The sequence below is a fragment of the Pseudomonas sp. D4002 genome, assembly GCF_013385665.1.
GTDB lineage: Bacteria > Pseudomonadota > Gammaproteobacteria > Pseudomonadales > Pseudomonadaceae > Aquipseudomonas.
This window is the reverse complement of record NZ_JACAPN010000030.1, coordinates 84282-109554: the sequence shown is the minus strand read 5'-3', so window position 1 is coordinate 109554 and position 25273 is coordinate 84282. Positions and strand designations below refer to the sequence as shown.

27 protein-coding genes and 2 pseudogenes are annotated in these 25273 nt (G+C 59.1%); 8 read left to right on the top strand and 21 right to left on the bottom strand.

The features are described 5' to 3' along the window. Positions 1-30: 30 nt before the first annotated feature. Together HX824_RS21985 and HX824_RS32655 are read right to left on the bottom strand one after the other, a co-directional pair. Positions 31-807, bottom strand: a complete 777-nt coding sequence (locus HX824_RS21985) for a nucleotidyltransferase domain-containing protein (RefSeq protein ID WP_003212643.1) — start codon at positions 805-807, stop codon at positions 31-33. A 47-nt stretch (positions 808-854) separates the two neighbouring features. Further along, positions 855-983, bottom strand: a pseudogene (locus HX824_RS32655) (DUF6691 family protein); the annotation flags it as partial. A gap of 328 nt (positions 984-1311) precedes the next feature. On the opposite strand from HX824_RS32655, the gene yiaY reads away from it, so the two are divergent. Next, positions 1312-2460 carry an L-threonine dehydrogenase gene (gene yiaY, locus HX824_RS21980; protein WP_102368759.1) on the top strand — a complete coding sequence of 383 codons (1149 nt, stop codon included), beginning with the start codon at positions 1312-1314 and terminating at the stop codon, positions 2458-2460. A 141-nt stretch (positions 2461-2601) separates the two neighbouring features. On the opposite strand, the pseudogene HX824_RS21975 reads toward yiaY, so the two are convergent. From HX824_RS21975 to HX824_RS21935, 9 genes and pseudogenes are all read right to left on the bottom strand, one after another. After that, positions 2602-3399: pseudogene (locus HX824_RS21975) on the bottom strand (methyl-accepting chemotaxis protein); the annotation flags it as partial. Positions 3400-3682: 283 nt separating this feature from the next. Beyond that, entirely contained in the window at positions 3683-4576 is an 894-nt protein-coding gene (locus HX824_RS21970; RefSeq protein WP_177055059.1) for a LysR family transcriptional regulator, read from the bottom strand. An 81-nt stretch (positions 4577-4657) separates the two neighbouring features. Continuing rightward, positions 4658-5710, bottom strand: coding sequence for an alpha/beta hydrolase (locus HX824_RS21965; RefSeq protein ID WP_008432604.1), 1053 nt, complete (start codon positions 5708-5710; stop codon positions 4658-4660). Positions 5711-5758: 48 nt separating this feature from the next. Next, complete coding sequence (locus HX824_RS21960; RefSeq protein WP_173406085.1) at positions 5759-6703, bottom strand: alpha/beta fold hydrolase; 945 nt, start codon at positions 6701-6703, stop codon at positions 5759-5761. A gap of 121 nt (positions 6704-6824) precedes the next feature. After that, on the bottom strand, positions 6825-7598 hold the full coding sequence (locus tag HX824_RS21955) for a carboxymuconolactone decarboxylase family protein (RefSeq protein WP_003209734.1): 774 nt from the start codon (positions 7596-7598) through the stop codon (positions 6825-6827). Between the two features lie 228 nt (positions 7599-7826). Further along, positions 7827-8294: a cupin domain-containing protein gene (locus tag HX824_RS21950; protein ID WP_008432610.1), complete on the bottom strand. Its 468-nt coding sequence runs from the start codon at positions 8292-8294 to the stop codon at positions 7827-7829. Positions 8295-8356: 62 nt separating this feature from the next. Beyond that, a complete protein-coding gene (locus HX824_RS21945) occupies positions 8357-9349 on the bottom strand; it encodes an aldo/keto reductase (protein ID WP_177028429.1) in 993 nt (330 codons plus the stop codon). 24 nt (positions 9350-9373) lie between these two features. Continuing rightward, a complete protein-coding gene (locus HX824_RS21940) occupies positions 9374-9964 on the bottom strand; it encodes a flavodoxin (RefSeq protein WP_102605912.1) in 591 nt (196 codons plus the stop codon). Continuing rightward, positions 9961-10950, bottom strand: coding sequence for an aldo/keto reductase (locus HX824_RS21935; RefSeq protein WP_003209745.1), 990 nt, complete (start codon positions 10948-10950; stop codon positions 9961-9963). Before HX824_RS21935 ends, HX824_RS21940 begins: the two co-directional genes overlap by 4 nt. Before the next feature lie 316 nt (positions 10951-11266). On the opposite strand from HX824_RS21935, the gene HX824_RS21930 reads away from it, so the two are divergent. Further along, entirely contained in the window at positions 11267-12580 is a 1314-nt protein-coding gene (locus tag HX824_RS21930) for a phospholipase D family protein (RefSeq protein WP_102605913.1), read from the top strand. Positions 12581-12797: 217 nt separating this feature from the next. On the opposite strand, the gene HX824_RS21925 is transcribed toward HX824_RS21930, so the two are convergent. Then, positions 12798-13127 (bottom strand): DUF6124 family protein, encoded by a 330-nt coding sequence (locus HX824_RS21925; RefSeq protein WP_032899015.1) that lies wholly within the window; start codon positions 13125-13127, stop codon positions 12798-12800. Positions 13128-13485: 358 nt separating this feature from the next. Continuing rightward, a complete protein-coding gene (locus HX824_RS21920) occupies positions 13486-14712 on the bottom strand; it encodes an MFS transporter (RefSeq protein ID WP_003209751.1) in 1227 nt (408 codons plus the stop codon). Between the two features lie 354 nt (positions 14713-15066). Here HX824_RS21920 and HX824_RS21915 point away from each other — a divergent pair, with 354 nt between their 5' ends. Next, on the top strand, positions 15067-15762 hold the full coding sequence (locus HX824_RS21915; protein WP_177039828.1) for a hypothetical protein: 696 nt from the start codon (positions 15067-15069) through the stop codon (positions 15760-15762). Positions 15763-16007: 245 nt separating this feature from the next. Beyond that, on the top strand, positions 16008-17267 hold the full coding sequence (locus HX824_RS21910) for a serine hydrolase (protein ID WP_177055058.1): 1260 nt from the start codon (positions 16008-16010) through the stop codon (positions 17265-17267). Positions 17268-17401: 134 nt separating this feature from the next. On the opposite strand, the gene HX824_RS21905 is transcribed toward HX824_RS21910, so the two are convergent. The 3 genes from HX824_RS21905 to HX824_RS21895 form a co-directional block, all read right to left on the bottom strand. Then, the gene (locus HX824_RS21905; RefSeq protein WP_177055057.1) at positions 17402-18211 is read right to left on the bottom strand and encodes an AraC family transcriptional regulator; all 810 of its coding nucleotides are present in this window, start codon (positions 18209-18211) and stop codon (positions 17402-17404) included. A 5-nt stretch (positions 18212-18216) separates the two neighbouring features. Further along, entirely contained in the window at positions 18217-18756 is a 540-nt protein-coding gene (locus tag HX824_RS21900) for a YbhB/YbcL family Raf kinase inhibitor-like protein (RefSeq protein ID WP_177055056.1), read from the bottom strand. Between the two features lie 101 nt (positions 18757-18857). After that, positions 18858-19721: a LysR family transcriptional regulator gene (locus tag HX824_RS21895; protein WP_177019879.1), complete on the bottom strand. Its 864-nt coding sequence runs from the start codon at positions 19719-19721 to the stop codon at positions 18858-18860. 113 nt (positions 19722-19834) lie between these two features. Between HX824_RS21895 and HX824_RS21890 the strand changes: the two genes are divergently transcribed. Continuing rightward, entirely contained in the window at positions 19835-20443 is a 609-nt protein-coding gene (locus HX824_RS21890; protein ID WP_003215589.1) for a LysE family translocator, read from the top strand. A gap of 17 nt (positions 20444-20460) precedes the next feature. Here HX824_RS21890 and HX824_RS21885 read toward each other — a convergent pair whose 3' ends face one another. Next, a complete protein-coding gene (locus HX824_RS21885) occupies positions 20461-21033 on the bottom strand; it encodes a helix-turn-helix domain-containing protein (RefSeq protein WP_177055055.1) in 573 nt (190 codons plus the stop codon). A 309-nt stretch (positions 21034-21342) separates the two neighbouring features. Here HX824_RS21885 and HX824_RS21880 point away from each other — a divergent pair, with 309 nt between their 5' ends. Beyond that, positions 21343-22206: a sensor domain-containing diguanylate cyclase gene (locus HX824_RS21880; protein WP_008434731.1), complete on the top strand. Its 864-nt coding sequence runs from the start codon at positions 21343-21345 to the stop codon at positions 22204-22206. Here the strand turns inward: HX824_RS21880 and HX824_RS21875 are convergent. Beyond that, complete coding sequence (locus HX824_RS21875) at positions 22203-22829, bottom strand: LysE family translocator (RefSeq protein WP_102605918.1); 627 nt, start codon at positions 22827-22829, stop codon at positions 22203-22205. The two genes, HX824_RS21880 and HX824_RS21875, sit on opposite strands and share 4 nt — an antisense overlap. 95 nt (positions 22830-22924) lie before the next feature. Further along, positions 22925-23551, bottom strand: a complete 627-nt coding sequence (locus HX824_RS21870) for a glutathione S-transferase family protein (RefSeq protein ID WP_177055054.1) — start codon at positions 23549-23551, stop codon at positions 22925-22927. Positions 23552-23696: 145 nt separating this feature from the next. Here HX824_RS21870 and HX824_RS21865 point away from each other — a divergent pair, with 145 nt between their 5' ends. Both HX824_RS21865 and HX824_RS21860 read left to right on the top strand, forming a co-directional pair. Continuing rightward, entirely contained in the window at positions 23697-23858 is a 162-nt protein-coding gene (locus HX824_RS21865) for a DUF2986 domain-containing protein (protein ID WP_081253170.1), read from the top strand. Positions 23859-23904: 46 nt separating this feature from the next. After that, a complete protein-coding gene (locus HX824_RS21860; RefSeq protein ID WP_177049882.1) occupies positions 23905-24435 on the top strand; it encodes a hypothetical protein in 531 nt (176 codons plus the stop codon). 62 nt (positions 24436-24497) lie between these two features. On the opposite strand, the gene HX824_RS21855 is transcribed toward HX824_RS21860, so the two are convergent. Both HX824_RS21855 and HX824_RS21850 read right to left on the bottom strand, forming a co-directional pair. Continuing rightward, positions 24498-24914 (bottom strand): addiction module antidote protein, encoded by a 417-nt coding sequence (locus HX824_RS21855; protein ID WP_008434724.1) that lies wholly within the window; start codon positions 24912-24914, stop codon positions 24498-24500. Between the two features lies 1 nt (position 24915). Then, positions 24916-25233 (bottom strand): type II toxin-antitoxin system RelE/ParE family toxin, encoded by a 318-nt coding sequence (locus HX824_RS21850; protein ID WP_008434722.1) that lies wholly within the window; start codon positions 25231-25233, stop codon positions 24916-24918. Between the last annotated feature and the right edge of the window lie 40 nt (positions 25234-25273).

Below are 25273 nucleotides of genomic sequence, written 5' to 3'. Positions count from 1 at the left end.
CGCCCCTGATTTCATAGGCGCGTTATGGATTCAACCGGTTTGTGTAGCCATCCAGGTCAAAAAATCATGGAGCTGAGTCGTAAATTTCTTTGGCTTGGCATCCGGGTTTCTTGCCTGGGACAAGAAAAAAGAGATCTGCATTCTCATACTCGGGTAATGCTGAACAAACTGCTCGACAAGCTCTTCCAGTGTTTGCGGCCACATCAGGTCCTGTTCAGAGCGAAGCACTTGAGTTGACCGGATGAGTTTGCGCGAAGCTTCTCGCTGCAAGCGTAGCGATTGCGTCGGTGTGGTCGCCTGGTCGATAAGGTCGGCATACCGGGTCAGCACGGATTCAAAGTCACCATTCACGGCAATGGCGATAGCGCGCGACGGCTTGAACCGGTCGAAGCGTTGGGTCAGATCATCGCCCCATAAGCAACGACAGTGATGCTTGAGCCAATACCCCCAGCTCAATCGATTGTCAGGTGCCAATACTTCAGCACGACTACCGATATCGAAATCGATCTTGGTGACTTCGGCATGCCGACTTTCCAGCGTGCGCCTTTTCGACTCCAGCATTTCCAGATCCTGCGACGTAGGTGGGCTGTGCAGAATAAGGGTTAGGTCAAGGTCAGAAACCCCCGGCACGGCGTCGCCTCTCGCGACACTGCCATAAAGATAAATCCCGTCCAGCAAAGGTTCCGGCCGCGCGAGCGTCATGCAAACGTCCGTCAGCAAAGCCTGAAACTGTGGCTGCGTCTCGACGTTGGACACGGTGAGGATATAACCGTCCGCATCAGTGCCACGAGGTTGGAGTTGTTCCATGAAGCCGTCCTTGAGTTGCGTTCAGTAAAAATCGGGGTCAAACCCCATCAAGACGTGCGCCGGCCTTCCAGGCTGGAAAACACATGCATACCCGCCAGCATCGCCACTACGAAGATGAGAATTTGCCAGTGCCCGGTAAACAGAAGGGCGACCGCAGGCCCAGGGCAGATACCCGAGAACAAACACGCTGACGGACAGCCCGATCAGTTCCTGCACAGGAGAGTCGGTGAGGGTTGTTGCTCAGCGAACCATCATAACCATCCGTGCGGGGCTGGGTCTGCGCAAGTCAGATTTTGCTGCCGCCCCCCATGGAATGGTGAAGCCCTGCTTCCAGTACTAAAGGAGGTGTCAATGCCCGCTAAAGGACCATTTCGGTCTGACGCCATAGGTTTAGGCTCAGCTTTGTGATCGTCAACGATGACAACAAGAGGCGCCGCATCACCTGCGAGATGAGTAGAAAACCTCACTGACTCCCGTGTCTCCATAATAAAAAGAGGATTTATCATGAGTAGCACCTTCTTCATTCCTTCCGTGAACATGATGGGCATTGGCAGCCTCGACGAGGCGATGCTCGCAATCCGCAAGTACGGATTCCGCAAAGCCTTGATCGTCACCGATGCCGGCCTGGCCAAAGCCGGCGTGGCGGCCAAGGTCGCTGGCCTGTTGGCCCAGCAAGACATCGACTCCACCCTGTTTGACGGCGCCAAACCGAATCCGACCGTCAGCAACGTGGAGAAGGGCCTGGAACTGCTGGCCCGCAGCGACTGTGATTTCATTATTTCCCTGGGCGGCGGTTCACCCCATGACTGCGCCAAAGGCATTGCCCTGTGCGCCGCCAACGGTGGGCACATCAGCGACTACGAAGGCGTCGACCAATCCGCCAAGCCACAAATGCCACTGATCGCCATCAACACCACCGCCGGCACGGCGAGTGAAATGACCCGTTTCTGCATCATCACCGACGAAGTCCGCCACGTGAAAATGGCCATCGTCGACCGTAACGTCACCCCCCTGTTATCCGTCAACGACCCCTCGCTGATGGCCGCCATGCCCAAAGGCCTGACCGCCGCCACCGGCATGGACGCACTGACCCACGCCGTCGAAGCCTACGTGTCGACGGCGGCCACGCCGATCACCGATGCCTGTGCACTCAAAGCCATCGAATTGATCTCGGCCAACCTGCGCACCGCCGTTGCCCAGGGTGACAACATGACCGCCCGGGAAAACATGGCCTACGCGCAATTCCTTGCCGGCATGGCCTTCAACAATGCTTCGCTGGGTTATGTACATGCCATGGCGCACCAACTGGGCGGTTTCTACGACCTGCCTCACGGCGTGTGCAACGCGATTCTGCTGCCCCATGTGTCGAGCTTCAACGCCAGCGTATGCCCGGCCCGGTTTAAGGATATCGCTCATGCGATGGGGGTTGAGACTCAGCAACTCGATGCGGAGAAGGGTGCTGCGGCGGCTATCACGGCCATCCGTAAACTGTCTGCGGATGTGGGGATTCCGAGCGGGCTCGTTGAGCTGGGTGTGAAGGCTGACGATATTCCGACACTGGCAGCCAATGCGATGAAAGATGCCTGCGGTTTTACCAATCCGCGTCCTGCCAATCAGGATGAGATTGAGCAGATTTTTCATACCGCGATGTGATTGATGTGAAGTGATGCTGGAGAGAACGCCCCGCCTTTGGTTGAAGTGCGGGGTGTTTTGGTTTTGTTCGCCGATAGGGTTGGAGTGGCTCACTGGCTTGGCTGGAAGTGGTCTGTCATGAGCGGCTACTGTCGGCCATTAGTCCATGTGCTGCATGGAACCGGTCATCTGGGCGATTTCCGCCAGTTGGTGGCGCGCGCCTTTTTTGAAGGTGCCGCTGGCGTGAGCCAGCTCCTGACCCAGTTGGCCGAGGCCGTGGGAGTCGCGGGCGACGCCGTCGATCAGGCCGGTGATCTGGGTCAGAAAGTGATCGAAACGGGTGGCAAGGGAGACATGCACTTTTTCCGGACTGCCCTTGACGGCCTCACCGCTGAACTGCGTGGTGACGGCGAGCATTTTTTCGAGCATTTCCTGGCTTTCTACCGCTTCTGTCTGGCTGTGCACCGCGAGGTAGAGCAGGGCGACCGTCTCCATCACCACGTAGAACGCGTGGACGAAAATCATGCTCCAGCCGCCGTGATGCTCCATCACAAACACCGGGAAACCCTGGTGCTGCAAGGCATGAAACACCACGTGGTGTACCGCGATGGTGACAGCGGCCACCAGGATAGGCAGCCAGTCGCGGTAGAACGTCAGCACCGCCAGCAGCGCGAAGATACCGAAGTGCGATTCGATGACACCCTGGGCCTGGTTGATGTGCAACGCCGCCATGACCATCAGGCCGACGCCAAGGGCGCAACGCATCAGGCGGGTGCCGCCGATGACGCGATAGGCCAGGGTCAGCACCACGCTGGTGCCGGCGCCTATGAAGAGCGCTTGAAGCAGCGTGTCGTGCCAGAACGCCAGGCCCAGGGAGAAGAGGGTCATCAGCCAGATCAGGGCGAGCATGATGCGGTCGGCTTTGCGGTAGTGCTCGATGAAACGGGCTTGGGCAGGCATTCACTCGTACTCCATGTGGACGGGCCGGGGTGAGGCAAGCATGCGACGTGCCATACGAGCATGCGGGGAGCGAATCGGGTGTAGGGGAACGGGGGTTGATTGATGGTAGGAGGTTATCGGCGTTTTTGGGTGGGGCTTTAGGGGGGATAAGCCAGAAGCTGCTTGTTACGAGGGGCAGCAATCGGCTTGCAGCCGGTCGCGCCCGACGCAGTCGATCAAAATCATCTGCTCATTCACGGTTTGAGGGGGCGGGAAAAATTCAGACGCCTTGAAGGTCGATGACTCAGCTCTTGTAGAGTAACGCCTCAACTACAACGCCAAACGCTGACGAATGTTCACGGCGATTGGGGTAGTAGAGATGGTAACCGGCAAAGGGTTGGCACCAATCTTCCAACATCCGCACAAGGCTACCGTCGGCAAGCTCCTTCGCCACCATGTCCTCTGGCAGGAAAGCCAAGCCACATCCCGCCACGGCCGCACGCAGAATGGGCACGCTGCTGTTGAATGTCCATTGGCCTTCGACGCGGGCCTTGAGTTCGTGGCCATCCTTTTCGAAATCCCATTGCATCAGGCTGCCGTGAGTCGGCAGGCGCAGGTTGATGCAGTTGTGCGCCGCCAGATCTCTCGGTTCCATCGGGTAAGGCCGCTGCTGGAAATACTGCGGTGAGCCGACAACGGCGATGCGTAACGATGGCCCGATCGGCACGGCGATCATGTCCTTGGCCACCTGGTCACCCAGTCGAACACCAGCGTCATAGCGCTGCGCGACGATGTCGGCGAGGGCGTAATCGACGGTGATTTCGACCTTGATGTCCGGGTAGTCGGGCAGCACCTTCAGCAGCTTCGGCCAGAGAATATTGTTCGCCGCATGCTCGGACGCCTGAATCCGTACATTGCCGGCGGGGGTGTCGCGAAACTCGCTGACGGCAGCCAGTTCCAGTTCAATTTCTTCAAAGCGCGGCGCCATCGCTTGATACAGGCGTTGGCCCGCCTCCGTTGGTGAAACACTGCGCGTAGTCCGCGTCAGCAAGCGCACGCCCAGCCGGGTTTCCAGTGCCCGCAGAGTGTGGCTCAGCGCTGACTGCGAAACGCCCAGTTGCGCGGCAGCACGGGTAAAACTGCCTTCGCGGGTGATGACCACGAAGGCTTGCAGGTCGTTGAGATTGGGGCGGGACATTGATGAGAACCTCTCATGAGGAGCGCGTGATTATTCCATGAAAGCAGGTCGCGCACGGATGTGCGACCCTTGGCGCGCTGATCACAAGGTGCGTGCGTAAAAATCCGTCAGTTTGCCGATCGCCGCATCGACATAACGCGGCACCCAGTAGGTTTCAATGTGGGTGGCGCCATCGATGATGAACACTTCCTTGTCGGTGGTGCCGGCGGCTTTGGGAAACGCATCCTGAGTCATGTACAGGCTGTCGGCCTTGCTGCCGGCGATCATCAGCAACGGTTGATTGATCAACTCGATATGGTCGGTGGCGTCGAAACGCATCAGGTCAATAAGGCTGCTGGTGGTGTATTTGAAGGTCGAGTTCGGGTGCGCGTGGGTTTTCCAGTAGTACTCATAGCCTTGGCGATACAGTTCGAAAGGCAGTTTGGCAGTCTGCTCATCGGTGAGGTTGGCATCCCCCGTATACAGCACCGCGCCCCCCGCTGCTTCTTGCGCGCGGGCTGCTGATGCCTGTTGCAAACGTTGCTGGATGCTGTCCAGTTGCGAGTCGCTGTAGCCGTTGCGGCGTACTCGACCCGAGTTGAACATGCTCACCGTTGCCAGGGATTTGAAGCGTTTGTCGGTTTGCGCCGCCGCCAACGAATAACCACCGCCGCCACAAATGCCGAGCAGGCCCAGACGATTGTCATCCACGCCAGCGAACTGGCTGATGAAATCGGCCATGCCGTGAATGTCTTCGATGCGATACGCCGGTTTATCGATGCTGCGCGGCTGACCACCGCTGGCGCCCTGATAGGCCGCATCGGCCGTGATGGTGATGTAGCCCTGTTCGGCGAGGCGCTGGGCATACAGACCGGCGACTTGCTCCTTTACGCCGCCATTTGGATGCGCAACCACCACGGTCGGGTAGGTCTTCTTCGCGTCGTAGTTGGCAGGCGTGTAGACGTTGGCGGCGATGTCCAGACCGTTGAGCTTATAGCTGACCGGGTGGATGTTGACCCTGCCCGGTTCGTTGCGGGTGATCGCGCCGTCGTAGGCGAGGGTGAATGGGTTCTTCTTGTAGTCGGCGGCCAAGGCTTCGCCTGCCGAGAGGCCGACCAATGCCGACATGAACGTGGCTTTGAGGGTGTTCTTCACGTGAAGCTCCTGAGCAAAAAAAGGACGGCAGTTGCGAAAGTATTTGGGTCAGTCCAGCTGTTTTTCTTTGAGGAACTGCGCGACCAGGTCAGCGATCTGCACGTTGTTCAGATCCGACATGGGGAAATGGGTATTGCCGTGAATGCCAATCTCCGGCAGGTGTATCAGTCGCACATCACCGCCATGGCGATTGACCGCGTCACGCCAGAGCCGGGCCATTTTCAGGCGTGCGCGCCAACTGTCCTGAGCGGGCAGATCGACTGCCTGTTCCGGGATGTTGTCGCCGTACAGGATCAGAATCGGAATGCGCGTCAGTGCCATGAATTGCTCCATCGGCACCGCTGCGCCTTGCACCGTGTCGAACGCGCTGGGGATCGGCGCCGGCACTTCACCGTCAGCAAACACGAAACTGCTGCCCGGTTCGAACGCCACGATGGCTTTGACCTTGTCGTTCTTGATCGCCGTCAACCAGCCCGGCCCGCCGCCCTGAGAATGGGTAAACAGGATGCCGGGGCCGATTTTGTCGAACAGCGCCGACACACCATCGGAGACCACGCCCATGTCAAACGGCCCGGTGTTCGGTGTCATAGCCCTGAAAAACTGCTCGCGGGTCTGGGCGTCCTGTGCCACTTGCACGCCGTTGAAGTAGCGGGGCCAAAGGCCGATACGGAACTGGTTGAACCACAGTTGTTCGTCCGGCACAGGCTTGATGGTAGTCTCGACCATGCTGCGCCCGGCATCACCACGCCGGGGTTGATCGATCAGATAGACGCCGTAGTGGCGGCGCAGAAAGATGTTCTGAAAACCCTCGCGACCATCGGCGGTGGTTTCCCAGGTCTTGGAAAACTGACCTGCGCCGTGCCACATGACGATGGGCAGTTTTCGCGCGTCCACCGGGATTTGATAGAAGGCGTAGGCGTGGTCACCGTGGTAGGTCTGACCGTTGGGCGTCATCGGTTGGCGCGGGTTGAAGGTGCCCGGTGCCGTGGTCATCGTTCCGCCGGCGGCGAAGCTGCCTTGTTTCTGGATCAGCAGCGGGCCTTCGGAGTGGTTCGCGCAGGCCGCCAACAGGCTCAACAGCATGACGCTCAGCAGACGTTTTGCAGTTCTCATGTCACTTCCTCGACGCCGCGAGGGCTTGGACCAGCGCTGCGTTGGCCCGCTCGGCAGTCTGTGCATCGCCATGCTTTTTCAGCAGTTCGGTGACTAGGTGCAACTGTGCTGCGCTGAGCCCGACGCGCAGGCTCGCCGCCATGTGCGAGCGCAACTGAGGCTCGACCCCCGGCGTCGCTGCCAGCGCTCCGACAGTCGCCAATTCGCGACTTTGCCAGTCGAGGTTGTCGCGCTCGAAGATGTCGCCGAACAGGTGCGTTTGCAGGAACTGGTTGATCACTGGGGCGAACTCGAACACCGGGCCTTTGACCGGGGCGCCGGAGATTTTCGTTTGATTCGCCGTACCCGCTGCCAATAGCTCATCCCCCACCGGTATCACCCGGCTCGGCTCACGCCCCGGCGCATCGTCAAGGCCGCGTTGTTTGCGCGCCTGCACCACGGTCATCAATTCATTCAAGGCGTTGAGGCTGCGCGGGAAGCCGACGTAGGCGTAGAGCTGCACGAGGACTTCGCGGGTTTCGCTAATGGTCAGGCCGGCATCAAGCCCTTGGTTGAGCGCCGTGTTGAGGTTGGGCATGTCGCTGGTCGCCATGAACGCCGCGATCAGTGGAATGGCTTGTTGCTGGCTCGACAAGCGGGCTGCGCTGGCGGGTGTGCTGGTCATGGTGGGCGAAGCCTCGGCTGCTTGAGTGGTGACGCTGAACATCGCCCCGACGCTCAGGCAGAGCGCCATGAGTGTGGGGAGGGCAGTGCGGTTGCGGGTGTCAGTGATCATCGTGAAGGGCTCCATCCATTGCGGGGCGCTGCGGTGTTGCTGGATCGTAAGGAGGATGGTTGTGGCGATTAACCCCGAAATAGCGCATGGACTCATGAGCAGAACTCATGAGTCGACGTGCGATAACCGCTGGAATCCCGGTGCGGGCAGGTTGTTACGGGGCATTGAGGTTACGTGGCGGTTCGCCGCGAACGTGCCGGTCGAGCAGCTTCGACACATTCCGTAACTTTATTGGCCGGCGTATTGCGCCTCCGAGACCTGCTCCGCCCAGGTGACGGTCTTGCCATCCTCGGCTTCAGCGATGGCGATGTGGGTCATGCCGTTGCTGGCCGTGGCGCCGTGCCAGTGACGGGTGTTCGGTGGAATCCAGACAGTGTCGCCCGGATGGATCTCCTGACGCGCGCCACCCTCTTGCTGCACATAGCCGACGCCGGCAGTGACGATCAGCGTTTGTCCCAGCGGATGGGTGTGCCACGCCGTGCGTGCGCCGGGTTCGAAGGTCACCGTGCCGCCACCGATGCGCGCGGGCGCTTCACCTTTGAACAGGCCATCGACGCGTACAGAGCCGGTAAAGTTTTCCGCTGCGCCCTTGATCGAAGGCTGGGATCCGTTCGGCGTAACGCGGATTTCGCTGGCGGCCTGGGACTCTGCCGCCATCAGTGACAAAGCAACGAGTGGCGCAATCAATCGGTTCATCGGATGAGTTCTCCGGTCAGACAGAGAAAGCGACGCCGCACATGGCGCCGCGTCGGGCAGACTCAGAGTCCGGTCATTTTCAGTGCCGACTCCGGCAGACGTTCGCCGTGCACCCGAATCTGTGCCATCTGTTCGTTGATCACGCGCAGATCGTCGCCGTTCAATTGCAGCTCGACCGCGCCCAGGTTTTCTTCCAGGCGATGCTGTTTGGTCGTGCCCGGTATCGGCACAATCCACGGTTTCTGTGCGAGCAACCAGGCCAGTGCCACTTGCGCCGGCGTGGCGTGTTTGCGTTGCGCGACGGTTTTCACCACATCGACCAACGCCAGATTGGCCCTGCGCGCTTCAGGGGAAAAGCGCGGGACGAAATTGCGGAAATCGCTCGCGTCGAACTGCGTGTTCTCGTCGATCTGACCGGTGAGGAAACCGGCGCCCAGCGGGCTGAACGGTACGAAGCCGATCCGCAGTTCTTCCAGCACGGCTAGCAGTTCCAGCTCCGGGCCACGCCAGAACAGCGAATATTCGCTTTGCACCGCCGTGACCGGTTGCACCGCGTGGGCCCGGCGAATGGTTTCCACACCCGCTTCAGAAAGGCCGAAATGCTTGACCTTGCCCTCGGCGATCAGATCCTTGACGGTGCCGGCCACGTCTTCGATGGGCACCTGGGGATCAACGCGGTGCTGATAAAACAGGTCGATGCAATCGGTGCGCAGACGCTTCAACGCCGCTTCGGCCACGGCGCGTATATGCTCCGGGCGGCTGTTGGTGCCGCCGCCACGTGCGCCGGTGATCAAGTCGATATCGAAACCGAACTTGGTGGCGATGACGACCTGCTCGCGGATCGGCTGCAAGGCCTCCCCCAGCAGCTCTTCATTGGCGAACGGGCCATACGCTTCGGCGGTGTCGAACAAGGTGACGCCTTGCTCGTGGGCCGAACGAATCAGCTTGATCATGCTGGCTTGGTCGGCTGCCGGCCCGTAGGCCGACGTCATGCTCATGCAGCCAAGACCCAAGGCGGACACTTCCAGGCCATTACCCAACGTGCGGATTTTCATGGAGTTACTCCGTACAGAATTCGATTAGTGCGTGAGAGGGTGATCTTTCAGCCAGCCGTTCACGCGTTCCATGGTCTTGCGCTCCTGCTCACCCTCCATCACAAAACCTTCCAGCACTTTGGCCTTCGGCGCATGCTTGACCAGCACACGGCGGCTGTTGCCCAGGCCATATCCACCATGGGTGTTGAAGGGGATGAGGGTCTTGCCGGTCAGATCGTGGGCGCTGAGGAATGCGCGCACGATCGGCGGGGCGGTTTCACCCCAGATCGGAAAGCCGAGATAGATCGTGTCGTAGTCGCTGAGGGCGTGAACCGTGTTTTGCAGCTCGGGTTCGAAGCCACTGTCACGTTCCTGGCGCGCCTGTTCCACGGTTTGCAGATAGTCCTCGGGGTAGGCGTGGGCGGGGCGAATCTCGAACAGATCGGCACCCAGTCCACGCTGGATCAGCCCGGCGACCACGCGGGTATTGCCCGAGCGCGAGAAATACGCGACCAGAATCCGCGAGCCCGAACGCGGTGTTTCACTGGCGCCTTGCGCGTCGGCGAGCGACAGCAGCGGGGCGCTGGCCAGTGCGGCGATGACCGTGCGCCGCAGCGGATCGTGATCGGTACTCATCGACCGACGCGCGCCTTGAGAGCCTCGGGATAGCGCTCGCCTTCGATGCGGATCTGCGCCAGCGCGGTATCAATGGCCTTGAGTTCGGCAGCGTCGAGGGTGATGTTCGCGCCGCCGAGGTTTTCTTCCAGGCGATGCAGTTTGGTCGTGCCCGGAATCGGCACAATCCACGGTGCCTGCGCGAGCAGCCAGGCCAGCGCGATCTGGGCCGGTGTCGCTTGTTTCTGCGCAGCAATCTGACGGATCAACACCACCAGACCCTGATTTGCCTGCAGCGCCGACTGGCTGAAACGCGGGACGATGCTGCGGAAGTCGTCACTGCCATAAGTGGAATCGGCCGACACCGTGCCGGTGAGAAAGCCTTTACCCAATGGACTGAACGGTACGAAGCCGATGCCCAGCTCCCAAAGGGTCGGCAGGATTTCCAGCTCAGGCTCGCGCCACCACAGCGAGTATTCGCTTTGCAGCGCCGTGACCGGCTGTACCGCATGGGCGCGACGAATGGTTTGCGCGCCTGCCTCCGACAGGCCGAAGTGCTTGACCTTTCCTTCGCTAATCAGGTCTTTCACCGCCCCGGCAACGTCCTCAATCGGCACGTCCGGATCGACGCGGTGTTGGTAGAGCAAATCGATGTAATCGGTCTTCAGTCGACGCAACGAACCCTCGACGGCTATTCGAATACGTTCGGGCCGGCTGTCCAGAGCCTGTTTTGTATTGTCGGTGCCGACGGCGAAGCCGAATTTTGTAGCGATCACAACCTGGTCGCGAACTGGCGCCAGCGCCTCGCCGACTACTTGCTCATTGATATAGGGGCCGTAGAATTCGGCGGTATCGAAGAACGTGACGCCTCGTTCAACGGCTGAGCGGATCAGTGCGATGGCTTGCTCGGTATCCGTGGCCGGGCCATAGCCATGGCTCAGACCCATGCAGCCGAGGCCGAGGGCGGATACTTCGAGTGAACTGTTGCCGAGTGTGCGTTTGTGCATGTTGATCTCCCGTTGGGCGTGGGGAGACAGTAAGCGCGCTAACGACTGAGGACTAGACGGGTAAATCGGCAAGGCTTCATGAGGTTTGCTCATCAGTCCCGGAAGAGGGGCGGTGGCGACTGTCGAATGAAGGCTTGCCTCACGGTAGGCCATCACCGCTCGTACACAAAAAATCTGACACTCTCTTGATCGTTCGCTTTTGGCTGTTCTCTGCCGATCAAGGTTACAGCCTGTGATGGTCAGCTGCGCCGGCGGTATACTGGAGGGATTCCAATATACCCCGCGCCTCGCGCCCAGGCAGACCAGGGACGGTTGAATGATCCGCATCAGAACCAATTTGGCTCCTCGATGGAATCGGCAGATCCGAGAAGCCACCACGCCTCTGACAGTGCTGTCCCCCTACATCACAGAAAACAGCACGCTTAAGCTCTTGGCCAACAAGCAAGCAACGTTTTACACACGGTTCGAGGTAAGGGACTTCGTCTGTATGGCGTCAACAATCGCTGCCTTCAAGCTGTTGCTCATCAACAAGTGCACGATTTACGAGGTGAAGGACCTTCATGCGAAAGTCATCATGGACGAGGCTGACTTCGTCACACTTGGCAGCCAGAACCTTACCTTCAGGGGGGCCTCGAAAAATAAGGAGTTGAGTGTTTGTTTCGATAACAGTAAAGCCAATTCTTGTGAGCGAGTTCGGAGCGTGGTCAATGATTGGATTGACGACCCGGATCTGGAATTGATCGACTGGGCCAGGGTGTTGCGGATGGAGAAGGATGTTCGCTTAGCCAAAAAGGCTTTCGAAGAATTCAACGAAGCGATGTCCAAGATTCAGGGTAAAGCCGATACCTACCAAGCCAAGCGAGTCCAGGTTGCTCGGGATCAGCAGGAACAAGAGAGAGCTGCACGAAAGGCTAAGAACCTAGCTGCAATTGGTGCTGCCGTTCGGTCTGGCGCACCTTCCGGCACGAAATACACCGGAACAGTAAAGCCATCTGAGGGCTCTGCACGACTGAAATTTGATGCGAAGGTTGACCTGCTCCAGTGGACCAGGAAGAACGGCATCGTGCTCCCCCGGATGATTAAGTCGAGCCGTTGCCTATGCGTGCTCAATCAACAGAAGGTCGGCTGGGCAAGGCTTGCGAGCCAACAAATCACGAAATTCGCTCAAAGCATGACCATTGGTGGGATTCTGCCTAAACCGTTCGATCGGGTGGATGTGACACTCTCCGTCACCCCAAAAGATCTTGCTCGGGCGCCTTCCGACACGACTCTTGTTGCCATCTTGAAGAACGAGAACGGGACCGAACTGTGCATGGTCCCGGTTCTCTACTCAATCGACGAGATCAGCGTTCTCGACACGCTAGGACCCAAGCGAAAGCCGTCGGGTAAAAAGCTCAAGCCAATCGAGCAGCTCAGAACCGATCTGAAGAGGTGGATTGATAGCAATAGGGCTGACTTTGAAAGCCTACTGAGCCGCCACATCACCAGTACTACCCCTCTGAAGAAACGGCTCGATGGGGTCAACGCGGATGTGTTTTTTGAGGGAATGGATACGGTGGTCGATGTGACAATGGTCTTTAAAGGGCGCAACGGTACAAAGCCCATTCTTGTCGCGACCACCAGAAGCTGAAATCCCACACCTGCCTGACATCAGTGGAGTGTCCGTTTGGAGTCGAAAACGGCGTTTCGTAATGGCGGCAAATGGCCTGAAACCGCTATTGAGCGCAGCATGAGCGGCGACTTACTCAACTAAAGCGGCATCGTCGTCGCTGAGCCGCCGTAGATGCCTACAGCGCCTCGGCGATCAGTCGATTGAGCTAGTTGAGTAGCCTGGACAGCGTCCGGTTTCAGCTAGACGGCACCTCCCGATCCATCAACTTACCCATCAACAGCACCCCCAACTCACTGAGTTGATGAATAGCCAACGCCACATCACGGTCTTTCCCGCTCAGCTCGTCCGACAGATCAAGCAGCAACGCGCTGACCGAGGCAAAGGTTTCATAGCTATTGGTAATCAGACTTTCACTGCTGGCATCAGCAGCCACACTGAACAGCGCACCCGACGGCGGGGCGGTTTTGGCGGAGGAGGGATTGAGATAGTGATCCAAGGCACGTTGCGCGGCTTGGTTGAGTTTCAAATCGGGAGATCCCGGAGGATTCGGCGTTACCTTGAACATCGTTAAGTTCCTTGCTCGGGCTTCCACTCCGTTGCTACTAAACGAGGGGGTGGCAGCTGTACGCAGGTTAGTAGACCGGGGGAACCTAACAAAAACCGGCGCGCCCGAGGGCGCCCTACGCACAGCCACCATCAAGCACAGACAAGGACGTCCGACAGATGAAGCTCATGCACACGTTAGGTTGAACCTCGGGCTACTAAACCCGATCACTGAGGTTTCAGCGACCGAGCAACCTTAGAGACCCCAACCCAGGTGCACAAGCCGGCGGATTCTGACGCAACTGTAGGCAATGGAGCAAGGTGCGGCGCTCACTGCCTCCAGCCACGGGACTGAATTCAATCAGTCCCGTTTTCCTCGATTAAGCAGGCTGAGCCGCCAGGCTATTACTCACCTTGCGCCCCAACACCAGCACCGTCACAAACCCGGCGCCCACCAACGCGGTCGCCAAACTCAACAGCACCGAAGTGCCCATCTTGTCGACAATCTGCCCGCCAAAGAACGAGCCCACGGCAATGATCACCTGAAACAACGCCACGAACAGCGGCATGCCACGCTCCACATCCTTGGGCGCAACCACAAACATCCAGATACTCGCGCAGGCCGGGAAGGCACCGAAGGCGAAGCCCCACAGTGCGATCAGCATTACTGCGCCGCTCATGCCGGTGGCGAAGTAGGGGAACAGGGCGGTGCTGGTGCCGATCATCAGCGCCACCAGCAGCAAGGTGTGGCGCACGCTGCGGTTGGCGGCAAAGCCGGCGAAGACGTTGCCCATTACGCCGGCCACGCCGTAGAGCAGCAGCAGGGAGCCAATGGTCGGGCCGTCGAAGCCGGAGCTGTTTTTGAAGAACGGCGCGACGTAGGTGTACGCGGCAAAGTGGGCCAGGCCGATCAGCAATACGGCGATCAAGCCAACCCGTGCTTGTGGGTTGATGAACAGGGCCGGCAGGTCGGCGATGCGAATGGCTTTTTCCGGTTCGAGGCGGGGCAGCAGGAACATCTGTGCCAGCAGTACCGGTATGCCCACCAGTGCGGTGACGAGGAAGGTCATGCGCCAGCCCATCAGGCCGCTCAGCCAGGTGCCGACGGGTACGCCGAGGACGGTGGCCAGGGTCACGCCCATCATGATGATCGAGGTGGCTTTCGCTACGCCCACGCCCTTGGGCGCCAGGCGGCCGCTGAGGGCGATGGCGGTGGCCCAGAAGCCGCCGATGCTGATGCCCAGCAGGACGCGGCCGAACAGCAGCAGGCTGAAGTCGCTGGCGTAGGCCACCACCATGTTGGCGATGATCATGATCAGGGTCAGGCCGATCAGCAGGTAGCGACGGTCCATGGCTCCAATGCCCACCGACAGCAACGGGGCGGCGAGGGCGGCCATGATGCCGGGCAGGGTGACCATCAGGCCGGCATGGCCGGCGCTGATGCCGAGATCGGCGGCGACGTCGTTGAGTACGCCTACCGGCAGGAACTCGCTGGTGACCAGGGCGAAGGCGCCTACGGCCACCGAGAGAATCGCCAGCCACTGCTGCAGGACGGTTTGTTGGTTATGTTCGGGGAGGCCGCTAGGGGCCCGGCTTGCGCTTGGCATGGTGTCGGGTTCCGGGAGGAGATTTCGCCTGCGGGCAGACGGGAGGGAGAAAGTGGAGGCGATTATAGGAATGGGTTTTGGTAAGCCAATAGGCGACCGGTTCGATAGTAATCATCAACCTCATCGATTAGACGGCCTCCTAAGCAGAGCCTTCGCTCTGACCTATAGCAATCATCGAGTAATGCAGGGAAACCCCAGAGAGAGTTGTGAACTGCGTGGCTTTCTAGCTCAGATGCTCGGAATGCCAGATCGACCGGGCGATTTTGCGGTATGAGTGTTTTTGATTAAAGGTTTCAACGCATCTGTCGATATTGGCTTGTTGGTGCTACGCAAAATTATGATAGGGAGAGCTTTTTGAAAGCTGGAGATGTTGTCGGGCTATCGTCCAATATTATTATTAAAGTGGCGACACTTGATAACTGTACTCATGTTGCTATTGCAATAAATGAGTCTGAAGTAGTTGAAATTTTAACGAGTGGCCTGCGAAGGGTTAGCCTGGAGAAATGTGTTGAGGGTTGTAGTGGCGCTTTTTTGTATGAGCGGCCTGATAATTTGCCAAAGCTGGAGGCTGAGGTCCTAGAGAGTGAGTATAAAAGGCTTAAAGCTGATGAGGTGAAGTATTCCTTTCCTAGAATGCTTTACTCCGGATATCTGCCTATTTCACGTAATTTTTTCTATGGTGCCGCACTGGTTTGGTTAGTGCTTATGTATTTTCTCGGGGCTATAAACTACATGCCTCTTGCTGCAATGTTTTTGCTGTACCCTCTGACACTTTATCTTCTGCCGCATCTTCGCCCTAAAATCAAAGCGCTTGAGCGTTTCAGGTGTCTTAAGTGGTTTGTTAAGGATTTTCCGGGCGAGTTTTGCTCCAGCTTAGTAGTCTATCTTGATTCAAAAGCTGGAGGTACTATCTCTACCCAGATAAAAAGAAGTCACGAGCCGCGTCCCAATGATGTTGTTCGTGCATGTAAAGCACTTGATTATAAGGTGGTGTCACTGAAATCCGCGCGGCTGGCGGGGTCGGTAACGCGTATAGAAGATTGCTCATAGGGCAAAATAAGGGGGCGGGTCTATTTGATTAAAAACGATCTGTCCCCCTTTTTTGTCAGCAAATCACACAGCCAGTCCTGGCCTGTTAAACCCTCCGAAGCCCCCATGGCCCGACTCCGCGCGTAATCCGGCCCGATCCCGCGCGCCAGAAAAAATCCCCCGCTGCATCCTGAGCCTCGGCATGTCGGTTTTGCTGACGTGCCGAAGCGTTTCAAGGCCGATCAAACAATAATAAAGAGGTGCTTATGCCCGTGCTTCATCGCCCTTCATCCCCGGTTGAACGCAGCGCGCTTCATGTGTTGGTGTGTGCGTCGACACTTGCGCTGTCGTTGACCGCCTGCGCGGCCACCCCGGATCCCGCGAAGCCTTATCCCCATGCACAGGAACCGATCGGCGACGTGCAGGCCATCTATGACGGCAGGCTCAGCGAGGACTTGGCCGTCACTACCTTCCGTAATACCGACCGGTTGTTCCCGACGCGCACGATCAAGGCGGGCGGTCATCCGTTCCCGTTACCCCGCAGCAGCCAGCCACTTGGGCCGGTTGCCTTTGACTACAAAGGCAAGCATTACAGCCTCGATGACTACGTGGCGATCAACCGGGTAACCGGGCTGTTGGTGCTCAAGGACGGCAAGATCGTCGATGAGCGTTATGAAAAAGGCAACACCGCCGACACCCGGTGGATGTCGATGTCGGTGGCCAAGTCCATCACCTCGACGCTGGTGGGCGCGGCGCTACAGGACGGCGCCATCAAGAGCCTGGATGACAAGGTCACCCGTTATTTACCCGCGTTGGCCGGTAGCGGTTACGACCAGGTCACCGTGCGCCAGATCCTGTCCATGCGCTCCGGGATCAAGTGGAACGAGCAATACACGGACCCTACCTCGGACGAGCGCCACTTGATCAAACTGCGTAGTGAACAAGTGCCCGGGTCGCTCCTCAAGTTCATGGCCAGCCTGCCCACCGCCGCGCCGCCTGGCACTCGCACCAACTACAGCACCGGTGAAACTCAAGTGTTGGGGCAACTGGTGAGCGCTGCGGTGGGCAAGCCACTGACGCAATACCTGAGCGAGAAGATCTGGGCGCCTTACGGCATGCAAACCGATGCCAAGTGGTGGCTGGATGGTCTTAATGGCAATGAAGTGGGCGGCAGCGGTATCAGCGCGACGCTTGAGGATTACGGGCGTTTTGGGCAGTTCGTGCTTAGCGGTGGCAAGGCCGGTGGGCAGCAAGTGTTGCCTGAAGGCTGGTTGAGTTTTGCCAGCGCGACTACGGGTTCAGATGCGGCGTACGGTGACTTTGCGTCCATGTGGTGGCCAGGTTGGACCGACGCCTCCAAAGCGGATAAAGCCTTTACGGCGGCCGGTACGTTTGGTCAGTACCTCTACATCAATCCGACCAGGAATGTGGTGATTGTGGTGTGGCAGGCGCAGACCAAACCCACGGGTGGCAAGGTGATCGACGATATGTTTGCCTTTGATGCGGTTGCCAAAGCGCTTCAATAACCGCGAAGTACCTGTGGCGAGGGAGCTTGCTCCCGCTGGGGCGCGCAGCGGCCCCAAAAAATGGGCCTGCTGCGCAGTCCAGCGGGAGCAAGCTCCCTCGCCACAGGTTATGGGCTACTCAGGTAGTGTGTACCTCACATCGCCGCCCGCAACGACCGCGGTGAAAGCCCATAATGTGACTTGAACCTCACCGCAAACCGCGACGCCGACGCATACCCGCACGCACTGGAAATCTCCCCGATGGAATCCCTGGAGGTTTGCAGCTGTTGCAACGCCGCCCCCAGCCGAACATTTTCCAGGATGGCCCTGAAGCTCGCATCCTCATTGGCCAGCTGCCGACGCAACGTCGATTCCCCCAGATTCAGCTGCTGCGCAACCGTGGCAACGGTCCAGTCCCTGGACAGGTTGCTGCCGATCAACCGCTGCACGCGTTCACTCAAGGGGTCGTTGCGATCCATCAGCAACGGTCCCGCCTGGCCGGCCAGGCACAGGCAGAGCAACACGGCCTCGCCATAGTGGGTGCACAGGGCCGACGGGGCGCCGGTGCTCAGTGCGGTCAGCAGTTGGTCCCAGGCTTGTCGGGTCTGTTTGTCCAGGCGTACGCACAGGTCGGCATGCATGCTGCCCTTGAACTGCGCGCCATACCGGGCAACGAAGTTACGCAACACCGTCACCGGAAACGACACCACATCAGCGATGTAGTCACCCTGGGCACCGGGAAAGTTGGTCACCCCAAGCTCGCGGCCCGCCGGCAGTAGAATCAGGTGCTGTGGGCCGGCACGCATTTCGCGCTCATCCCACTGCATCAGTTTTTGCCCCTGTCGCACGCGGCACAGGGCGGTCATGAAGATCGGCACGCGTTGCAGGGTATGGTGTTGCCGGGCCCTGATCACGCAGCTTTCGATGATGCTTTCCCGGTGCCGCAGACCTTCGTGAACATCCATCGTGACTAGCGTCCGTAAGGGGCCGTGATTGTGGCCTTGGCCAAGCTGTTGGCATTGAGCATGTAGCCGACCAGGGCGCCGCTGGATTGATTGTCGATCGGCAGGGTGTCGACTTTCAACGCCCACACGGTGAATTGATAGCGATGCGGTTTATCACCCACGGGCGGGCAGGCGCCGCCGAAGCCGGGTTGGCCGTAGTCCGTGCGGCCTTGCACCGCCCCGGCTGGCAGGTGGGTGCCCACATTGCTCGGCAGGCTGGAGACGGTGTCGGGCAGGTTCACCACCGTCCAGTGCCACCAGCCGCTGCCGGTCGGTGCGTCGGGATCGTAGACGGTGATGGCGAAGCTTTTGGTGCCCGCCGGGGCGTTGGCCCAGGACAGGGCAGGGGAGGTGTTGCCGCCGCTGCAGCCGAAGCCGTTGAATTCCTGCAGGTGCGTCAGCGGGCGTTGGTCGGCAATGTCCGGGCTGTTGAGTGAGAAGCTGGCGGCGTGTCCGCTGGCGGCCATGATCAGGGTGATCGCGGGGGCAAGTGCTTTGAGTTTCATTGCGGTGATGTCCAGGCGTGGTTTGAGCCTTGATCCTAAACAGCGCGTAGGCACGGCACTGCGCCGAAGCGCTCGATGATTGTGCCGAAACGCTCTGCCCACTAAGGCTGAGCCCTCAGCGTTCGGATGATGAACGCATGCAGGCTATTGACCGCCTTGGACCCGCGGGACGCCCGGCTACGCAGAATCGAAACCTCCATGGGCTCAATACTGCCCAAACCGTGCTCGTCACCGAGTACCTGAAGCGAATCCTGCACGGTGCATTGGGTGATCGCGGCAATCGCGAGCCCGCCCTCGACGGCGGCCACCTGGCCGGCAAGGCTGGAGCTGTTGTACACCACCTTGAATTCGCGGCCTTGCTGGGTGAGTGCGTTCACCGCATACCGCCGGGCGAGGCTTGCGCTTTCGTAGACGGCGATGGGGATCGGGTCGCGACGCCACAGTTCGAACTGCGGTGAACCTACCCAAACCATGGGCTCCTTGAACAGGAAGGTGCCGCTTTGGGGCGAGTCCCGAGACACCAGCGCCAGGTCAAGATCGCCGCTGCGCAACTGCGGGATCAGCGTGGTCGACTGTTCACAGGTCAGTTCGATTTCCACACCGGCGTAGCGCGGCGAATAGCGCTTGAGCAGCGGCGTGAGGTACCGGGCCGCGTAGTCTTCGGCAACGCCAAGGCGGATGCGCCCGGTCAGCTCTTCACCATGAAACGCCGCCTGGGTTTCAGCGTGCAGGGCGAGCATGCGCCGGGCGTAGCTCAGCAGCGTCTGGCCATCGGCAGTCAATTGCAGGTGCCTCGGGCCGCGACTCAAGAGCTGTCGCCCAAGGGCGGCTTCGAGTTTCTTCATCTGCATGCTGACGGCGGACTGCGAGCGGTTGACCTCGTGGGCGGCGCCAGACAACGAGCCGGCATCCACCACGGCCACAAAGCATTTGAGCCAATCGAGTTGCAAATCGCTGGCGGGCATCGCGCTGACCTCTATTCGTTAATCGAATGGCTAAGGCCTGAATTATGCGCTTTTCATGGACGCTTGTTCACCCGCAACATTCTGCCTCGAATCAACACCATTCGGATCGGATCATGCCCTTTGATACCTGGTTGCTTTACCTGGTTACCTGCTTCGGCATCTCGGTGGTGCCAGGGCCCAATGCGTTATTGGCGCTGACCCACGGTGCGCTTCACGGCAGCCGCAAAACGCTGTTCACCATCAGCGGTGGCGTGCTCGGTTTTGCGATTGTGCTGGCGCTGTGTGCGTTGGGGTTGGGTGCACTGATCCAGGCGTCGGCCAGCCTGTTCACGGCCTTGAAGGTGGCGGGTGGGCTGTACCTGATCTGGCTGGGCTTCGGGCTGTGGCGGGCGGCACCGGTCAGCCTTGAGGCGACCGGCACTACCAGCTCGCGGAGCTGGCCGCTGTTCCGCCAGGGGCTGGTATCGGCGATCTCGAACCCCAAGGCCTTGCTGCTGTTCACCGCGTTTATTCCACCGTTCCTGGACCCGCACCGGAGCATCGTTGCGCAGACGCTCACCATCGCCCTGACCTACGCCGTGGTGGAGTTCATCGTCGAGTACCTGGTGGCCAGCGCCGCGCACCGGGTACGGCCCTGGCTGGCGCGAACCGGGCGCCGATTCAATAAAGTCTGCGGCGGTTTTTTTGTGCTGTTCGGGTTGGCCCTGCCTATCCATGCCTGAGGGCACATCCCCGCGGCTTAGGGATGTTCGATCACCATCACCGCCGTGGTATCCGCCTCAAGTGCTTCGAACACATGGGGCGCATTTGCCAGGTAGCTGATGTAGTCGCCGGCGTGCAGCAGCACAGGCTCACCCGCCGGGCCGATATTCGCGCTGCCGCTGCACAGCAGCACGTGCTCGACGGTGCCGGCAGGGTGGGGCTGCGACAGGCGCACTTCGCCCGGCTGTACCTTGAGCCGGTAGATATCGCGACGCACGCCCGCCGGGCAATCCGCAAGCAGTGTGGCCGCGTAGTGGCCGGTTTCGGTATGGGTGGTCAGGCCCTCGTTGGCGCGAATTACCCGCAGGTGTTGCTGGGGTTGTTCGAAGAACCGGGTCACCTGCAAGCCCATCGCCGTGGCCAACGACCACAGGGTCTCGATGCTGGGGTTGCCGATGCCGGACTCCAGCTGGGACAAGGTCGACTTCGCCACGCCTGCGCGTTTTGCCAGTTCAGTCAATGAAAGCCCCCCAGCCTGGCGTTCGCGCTTGATCGACAGGGCCAGCAGGTCGATTCGGCTTGGATTGAGATTGTTCGTTATGTCGGTCATTTGTTCTTCAAATCATCCATAAATGGGTTGACGCTTTGTTGCCGGGTGTTCAGCATAGCAATCATTCGTTCATTATAAAAACCGAGTGTCGAATGATCTGGTGCGTGTTCCACCTCTGCGACTATTGGCCGTGGCTGCTCTGGCGGGCGCTCTCCTACGACCTTGAAGGGTGGCGCAGCCTGCTGGTGGCGACGCAGTTAGCGCAGCAACATTGCCGGGGGCTATTCTGCGGGCCGCTATGATTCCTTTTCGCCATCCTTCGGGATCGGGCTATGATCGCCCAATCCGAACCAGACGCTCCCCAGACCTATGCCCGTTGACCTGCAAGCCCTCTATCCCAAACTGATCCACTTGATGCTGGATACGGTGTTCGTGGTCGACAGTGAAAACCAGATCGTGTTTGTGAGTGATGCCTGCGAAGCGCTGCTGGGGTACCGCGCCGAGGAACTGACCGGCACCCTGATCACCCACTACATGCACCCTGAAGACCTGGCCCGCACCCGGGCGTCGATTGTGCGGGTCATGAATGGCAAGCCCCACGTCGACTTCCGCAACCGCTATATCCGCAAGGATGGCAGTGTGGTGCACATTCTGTGGGCGGCCTTCTGGTCCGAGGAAGTGGGGGCGCGGATCGGTGTTGCGCGGGACGTAACCGCCCTGACGCAGGCGGAAGAAGAGCTGCGTTTCCTCGCCCATCACGACCCGTTGACGGCCCTCACCAATCGCTCGCTGTTCAATGACCGGTTGGACGAGGCCCTGCAAGCCGCTCACCACCACAAAAGTCCTCTGGCCTTGCTGTTTCTGGACGTGAATGACTTCAAGGCCATCAATGATGTGCACGGGCATGCCGTGGGCGACCGCGTGCTTTGCGTGATTGCACGACGGTTGGAAGGGTGTGTGCGTGAGAGCGACCTGGTGGCCCGGATGGGCGGGGATGAATTCACCGTGCTGCTGACGGATATTCAGTCACCGGAAGCCGTGTCGGCCAAAGTGCAGCAGATAGTTGCGGTGATGACCCAGCCCCTGAGCGCTGAGTTTGGCGCGGTCAAGATGCCGTCCTGCAGTATCGGCGTAGCGTTTTACCCGGCGGATGGAGCAGATGCCGACAGCCTGCTCAGCCACGCGGATGGTGAGATGTACCGGGTTAAAAGGCAGCGGTTTGCAACCGATTAACGCTGCTGGAAAGCAATCTTCAGCCCCAATCCCATGAACAACGTCCCAATGATCTTCCCCTCCCAACGGCGCAGCCTTGAAAGGCCCACCATCCATTGGCTCAACGGACGAATCGCCACCGAAATCAGCGTCGTGTACACCGCACTGAGCCCCGAGAAGATCAACCCCAACACCGCGAACTGCGCCAGGGAAGAACCGGATTCCGGGTGAATAAACTGCGGCAGGAAGGCCAGGAAGAAAATCGCGGTTTTCGGGTTCAGCACTTCGGCACCCACCGCCTGGAAATACGCCTGGGTCGAGGTCACGGTGGGCAGGTCTTTGCGCGTGGTTGCGCCAGGCTTGGCCATGAAGGCGCGTACGCCCAGGTAGATCAGGTAACAGGCGCCGACGATTTTGACCACGTTAAACGCCACGGCCGAGGTCATCAGGATGGCCGACAGGCCGAGCGCCGCGCACAGCGTATGGATCAGGTCGCCCGAGGCCACCCCCAGCCCGGTGGCAATCCCGACCTTGCGCCCACCCTGGAGGGTGCGAGTGATCACCAGCAGCACGGCTGGGCCGGGAATCAGGAAAAGGCCGATGACCACGGCGACATACGTCAGGATGGGGGCGAGTTCGAACATGCTGTGTTATCTCAATGCCGGATGCGTCCTACAGTAATCCTCATCCCGGGGATTAACGCAATACAGATGAACACCCGCCGGAACCGCCTGGCCTTTTACTTCGCGAACGCGTATGCGCCACCCTGTTCCAGCGCCTTGCGATACGCCGGCCGTTCCTGAAAGCGTTGCACCCACGCCGCCACATTCGGGTAGGCCTGCAGCTTGCCCTGGGCCCGGGCGATTTCACCGATGAAGCTCATCTGGATATCCGCGCCGGTCAATTCGTCACCCACCAGGTACGGTGCGAGCCCCAGTGCGTTGTCCAGATAACCCAGGTAGTTCGCCACCTCGGATTCGATACGTGGGTGCAATGGCGCACCCGCGTCACCCAGGCGCCCGACGTACAGGTTGAGCATCAGTGGCAGCATGGCCGAACCTTCGGCGAAGTGCAGCCATTGCACGTATTCGTCATAGGTTGCAGTGGCCGGATCCGGTTGCAGGCGGCCGTTACCATGGCGGCGAATCAAGTAGTCGATGATGGCGCCGGACTCGATCACCACGTGGGGACCGTCTTGAATCACCGGTGATTTGCCCAGGGCATTGATCGCCTTGAGTTCAGGGGGCGCGAGGTTGGTTTTCGCGTCGCGCTGGTAGCGCTTGAGCTCGTAGGGCAGGCCGAGTTCTTCGAGCAGCCACAGGATGCGTTGCGAACGGGAGTTGTTGAGGTGGTGGACGATGATCATGGTGGCTCCGCTGGGCGAGAATAGAGGCGTATAGGGACAGACCGCGGTGGCGCTGTGGAGTGCCGTGAATTAAATCTGCTTCGATAAAGGCATGAAAGATGGATAATCACCGCGGCAAGCACTGATTACAAACCGGATAAACCACATGAATCGTCAAAAGAAACTACAGCAGCTGTTCAAGGCCAAGGCCAAAAAGGCCAGCGCCAAATTGGCACCCGCCCGCAAGGACAAGTACATCAGTAAAGCAGACCGATTGAAACTGGCTGCTGAATCCGCTGATGAGCCAGCTGTTTCTTCTGAGAGTTGATCCAGAAGGCCTAAGCATCATCCGATAGGGAATCGACGGAAAAACCATGAACACTGCTCAACTTGCGATTCAGCACTACATACTCGCCAAGGACGGCAACCGTCCGCATTTGCTCAGCCGGGCGTTTGTTCCGGAGGCGACCCTGGACATGGTAGTGCGCACCGGTTCCATCTCGTTCCCGCCCCACGTTGAAGGGGTTGCCGGCATCGGCGACGTGCTGGTACGGCGATTCGGGCAGACCTTTGAAAACGTCTATACGTTTTGCCTGGGGCAGCCGCCTGAAGAGGGGGCCAAAACCTATCAGTGCAAATGGCTGGTGGGGATGTCCGACAAAAACTCCGGCGAAGCCCGGGTTGGGTGTGGGGTGTATGAGTGGCAGTTCAGTGTTGAGTCGGGGCTTGTTGAAAAGCTCACCATCACTATCGAGCATATGAAGACGCTGCCCGCTGCGGATTTGGGGAGCGTCATGAAGTGGGTGTCAGGTCTGAGTTACCCATGGTGCAACTCGGAAGCAGCAGTGAGCGATGCTCCCGATATTGACGCGATGGGCGAGGTGATCCAGTACCTCACTGTCTGACGGCGACTCAATGCGCATCAACGGCACCAGCAACACGGCCACAACAAAACACACAGTGATGATCACGAGCGCGTCTTCGCTGCAGGCTTGGCGGCTGAAACGGGCTTGCCAGCCCTTGGATCAACGGGTTTTGAAGTGACAGCCAGCGCTGTTACCGGTTGTACGGTGAGTTCGACACCGATTGCGGTCATCAGCTTCCTTATGGTCTCAAATCGCGTTTTCGAGCCGGCTTTCAGCACCTTATAAAGGCTTTCACGATTGACCCCCGCATCCTTGGCGACCTTATTTACGCCTTTGGCTTTTGCGACCTCGGCCAACGCATGAATAAGGCCCTCGGTATCACCGGTTTTCAGACTTTCAGCCAAATAGGCCGCCATTGCTTCCGGGCTATCGAGAAAGCGCGAGGCTTCGTAATGAGTCGTACCCGTCGTGTCGAGGCTGAGGATTGGCATCTCCTCGGGATTGAATTTATCGCTCATATCATTTACCTCTCAGGCCAGCGAGTATTGCTTTAGCTTTTTGTATGCCCCGTTTTTGATCCGTTTTATCGCTCCCGCTGAGCATCAAGTACTCTGCGATTCCCGAGCGCACATAGTAAATTCTGTAGCCCGGGCCAACAAAAACACGCATTTCGCTCATCCCATCGCCAACCGATTCGCAATCACCAAAGTTGCCCGCTCCGGCACGATCCAGTCGGGTCAGAATTGCCGCTTTTCCCTGAGTGTCCTTCATACGTTTAAGCCAGCTCTCGAACTCGGGTGTTTGGTGGATCTCGTATATTTTTTTCTTGTTGATCATAGTTCCATTTGTAGCTAGATGGCTACATCTTGTCGACGCG

Coding starts and splice junctions, on each gene's coding strand:
- HX824_RS21970 (WP_177055059.1), bottom strand. CDS start 4,576: ATGTCCCGCCCCAATCTCAACGACCTGCAAGCCTTCGTGGTCATCACC.
- HX824_RS21925 (WP_032899015.1), bottom strand. CDS start 13,127: ATGTTCAAGGTAACGCCGAATCCTCCGGGATCTCCCGATTTGAAACTC.
- HX824_RS21955 (WP_003209734.1), bottom strand. CDS start 7,598: ATGATCACTGACACCCGCAACCGCACTGCCCTCCCCACACTCATGGCG.
- HX824_RS21865 (WP_081253170.1), top strand. CDS start 23,697: ATGAATCGTCAAAAGAAACTACAGCAGCTGTTCAAGGCCAAGGCCAAA.
- HX824_RS21920 (WP_003209751.1), bottom strand. CDS start 14,712: ATGCCAAGCGCAAGCCGGGCCCCTAGCGGCCTCCCCGAACATAACCAA.
- HX824_RS21905 (WP_177055057.1), bottom strand. CDS start 18,211: ATGGATGTTCACGAAGGTCTGCGGCACCGGGAAAGCATCATCGAAAGC.
- HX824_RS21945 (WP_177028429.1), bottom strand. CDS start 9,349: ATGAAAATCCGCACGTTGGGTAATGGCCTGGAAGTGTCCGCCTTGGGT.
- HX824_RS21985 (WP_003212643.1), bottom strand. CDS start 807: ATGGAACAACTCCAACCTCGTGGCACTGATGCGGACGGTTATATCCTC.
- HX824_RS21890 (WP_003215589.1), top strand. CDS start 19,835: ATGCCCTTTGATACCTGGTTGCTTTACCTGGTTACCTGCTTCGGCATC.
- HX824_RS21960 (WP_173406085.1), bottom strand. CDS start 6,703: ATGACCACGGCACCGGGCACCTTCAACCCGCGCCAACCGATGACGCCC.
- HX824_RS21935 (WP_003209745.1), bottom strand. CDS start 10,950: ATGCACAAACGCACACTCGGCAACAGTTCACTCGAAGTATCCGCCCTC.
- HX824_RS21930 (WP_102605913.1), top strand. CDS start 11,267: ATGATCCGCATCAGAACCAATTTGGCTCCTCGATGGAATCGGCAGATC.
- yiaY (WP_102368759.1), top strand. CDS start 1,312: ATGAGTAGCACCTTCTTCATTCCTTCCGTGAACATGATGGGCATTGGC.
- HX824_RS21895 (WP_177019879.1), bottom strand. CDS start 19,721: ATGCCCGCCAGCGATTTGCAACTCGATTGGCTCAAATGCTTTGTGGCC.
- HX824_RS21850 (WP_008434722.1), bottom strand. CDS start 25,233: ATGATCAACAAGAAAAAAATATACGAGATCCACCAAACACCCGAGTTC.
- HX824_RS21950 (WP_008432610.1), bottom strand. CDS start 8,294: ATGAACCGATTGATTGCGCCACTCGTTGCTTTGTCACTGATGGCGGCA.
- HX824_RS21870 (WP_177055054.1), bottom strand. CDS start 23,551: ATGATCATCGTCCACCACCTCAACAACTCCCGTTCGCAACGCATCCTG.
- HX824_RS21860 (WP_177049882.1), top strand. CDS start 23,905: ATGAACACTGCTCAACTTGCGATTCAGCACTACATACTCGCCAAGGAC.
- HX824_RS21910 (WP_177055058.1), top strand. CDS start 16,008: ATGCCCGTGCTTCATCGCCCTTCATCCCCGGTTGAACGCAGCGCGCTT.
- HX824_RS21900 (WP_177055056.1), bottom strand. CDS start 18,756: ATGAAACTCAAAGCACTTGCCCCCGCGATCACCCTGATCATGGCCGCC.
- HX824_RS21940 (WP_102605912.1), bottom strand. CDS start 9,964: ATGAGTACCGATCACGATCCGCTGCGGCGCACGGTCATCGCCGCACTG.
- HX824_RS21855 (WP_008434724.1), bottom strand. CDS start 24,914: ATGAGCGATAAATTCAATCCCGAGGAGATGCCAATCCTCAGCCTCGAC.
- HX824_RS21875 (WP_102605918.1), bottom strand. CDS start 22,829: ATGTTCGAACTCGCCCCCATCCTGACGTATGTCGCCGTGGTCATCGGC.
- HX824_RS21885 (WP_177055055.1), bottom strand. CDS start 21,033: ATGACCGACATAACGAACAATCTCAATCCAAGCCGAATCGACCTGCTG.
- HX824_RS21880 (WP_008434731.1), top strand. CDS start 21,343: ATGCCCGTTGACCTGCAAGCCCTCTATCCCAAACTGATCCACTTGATG.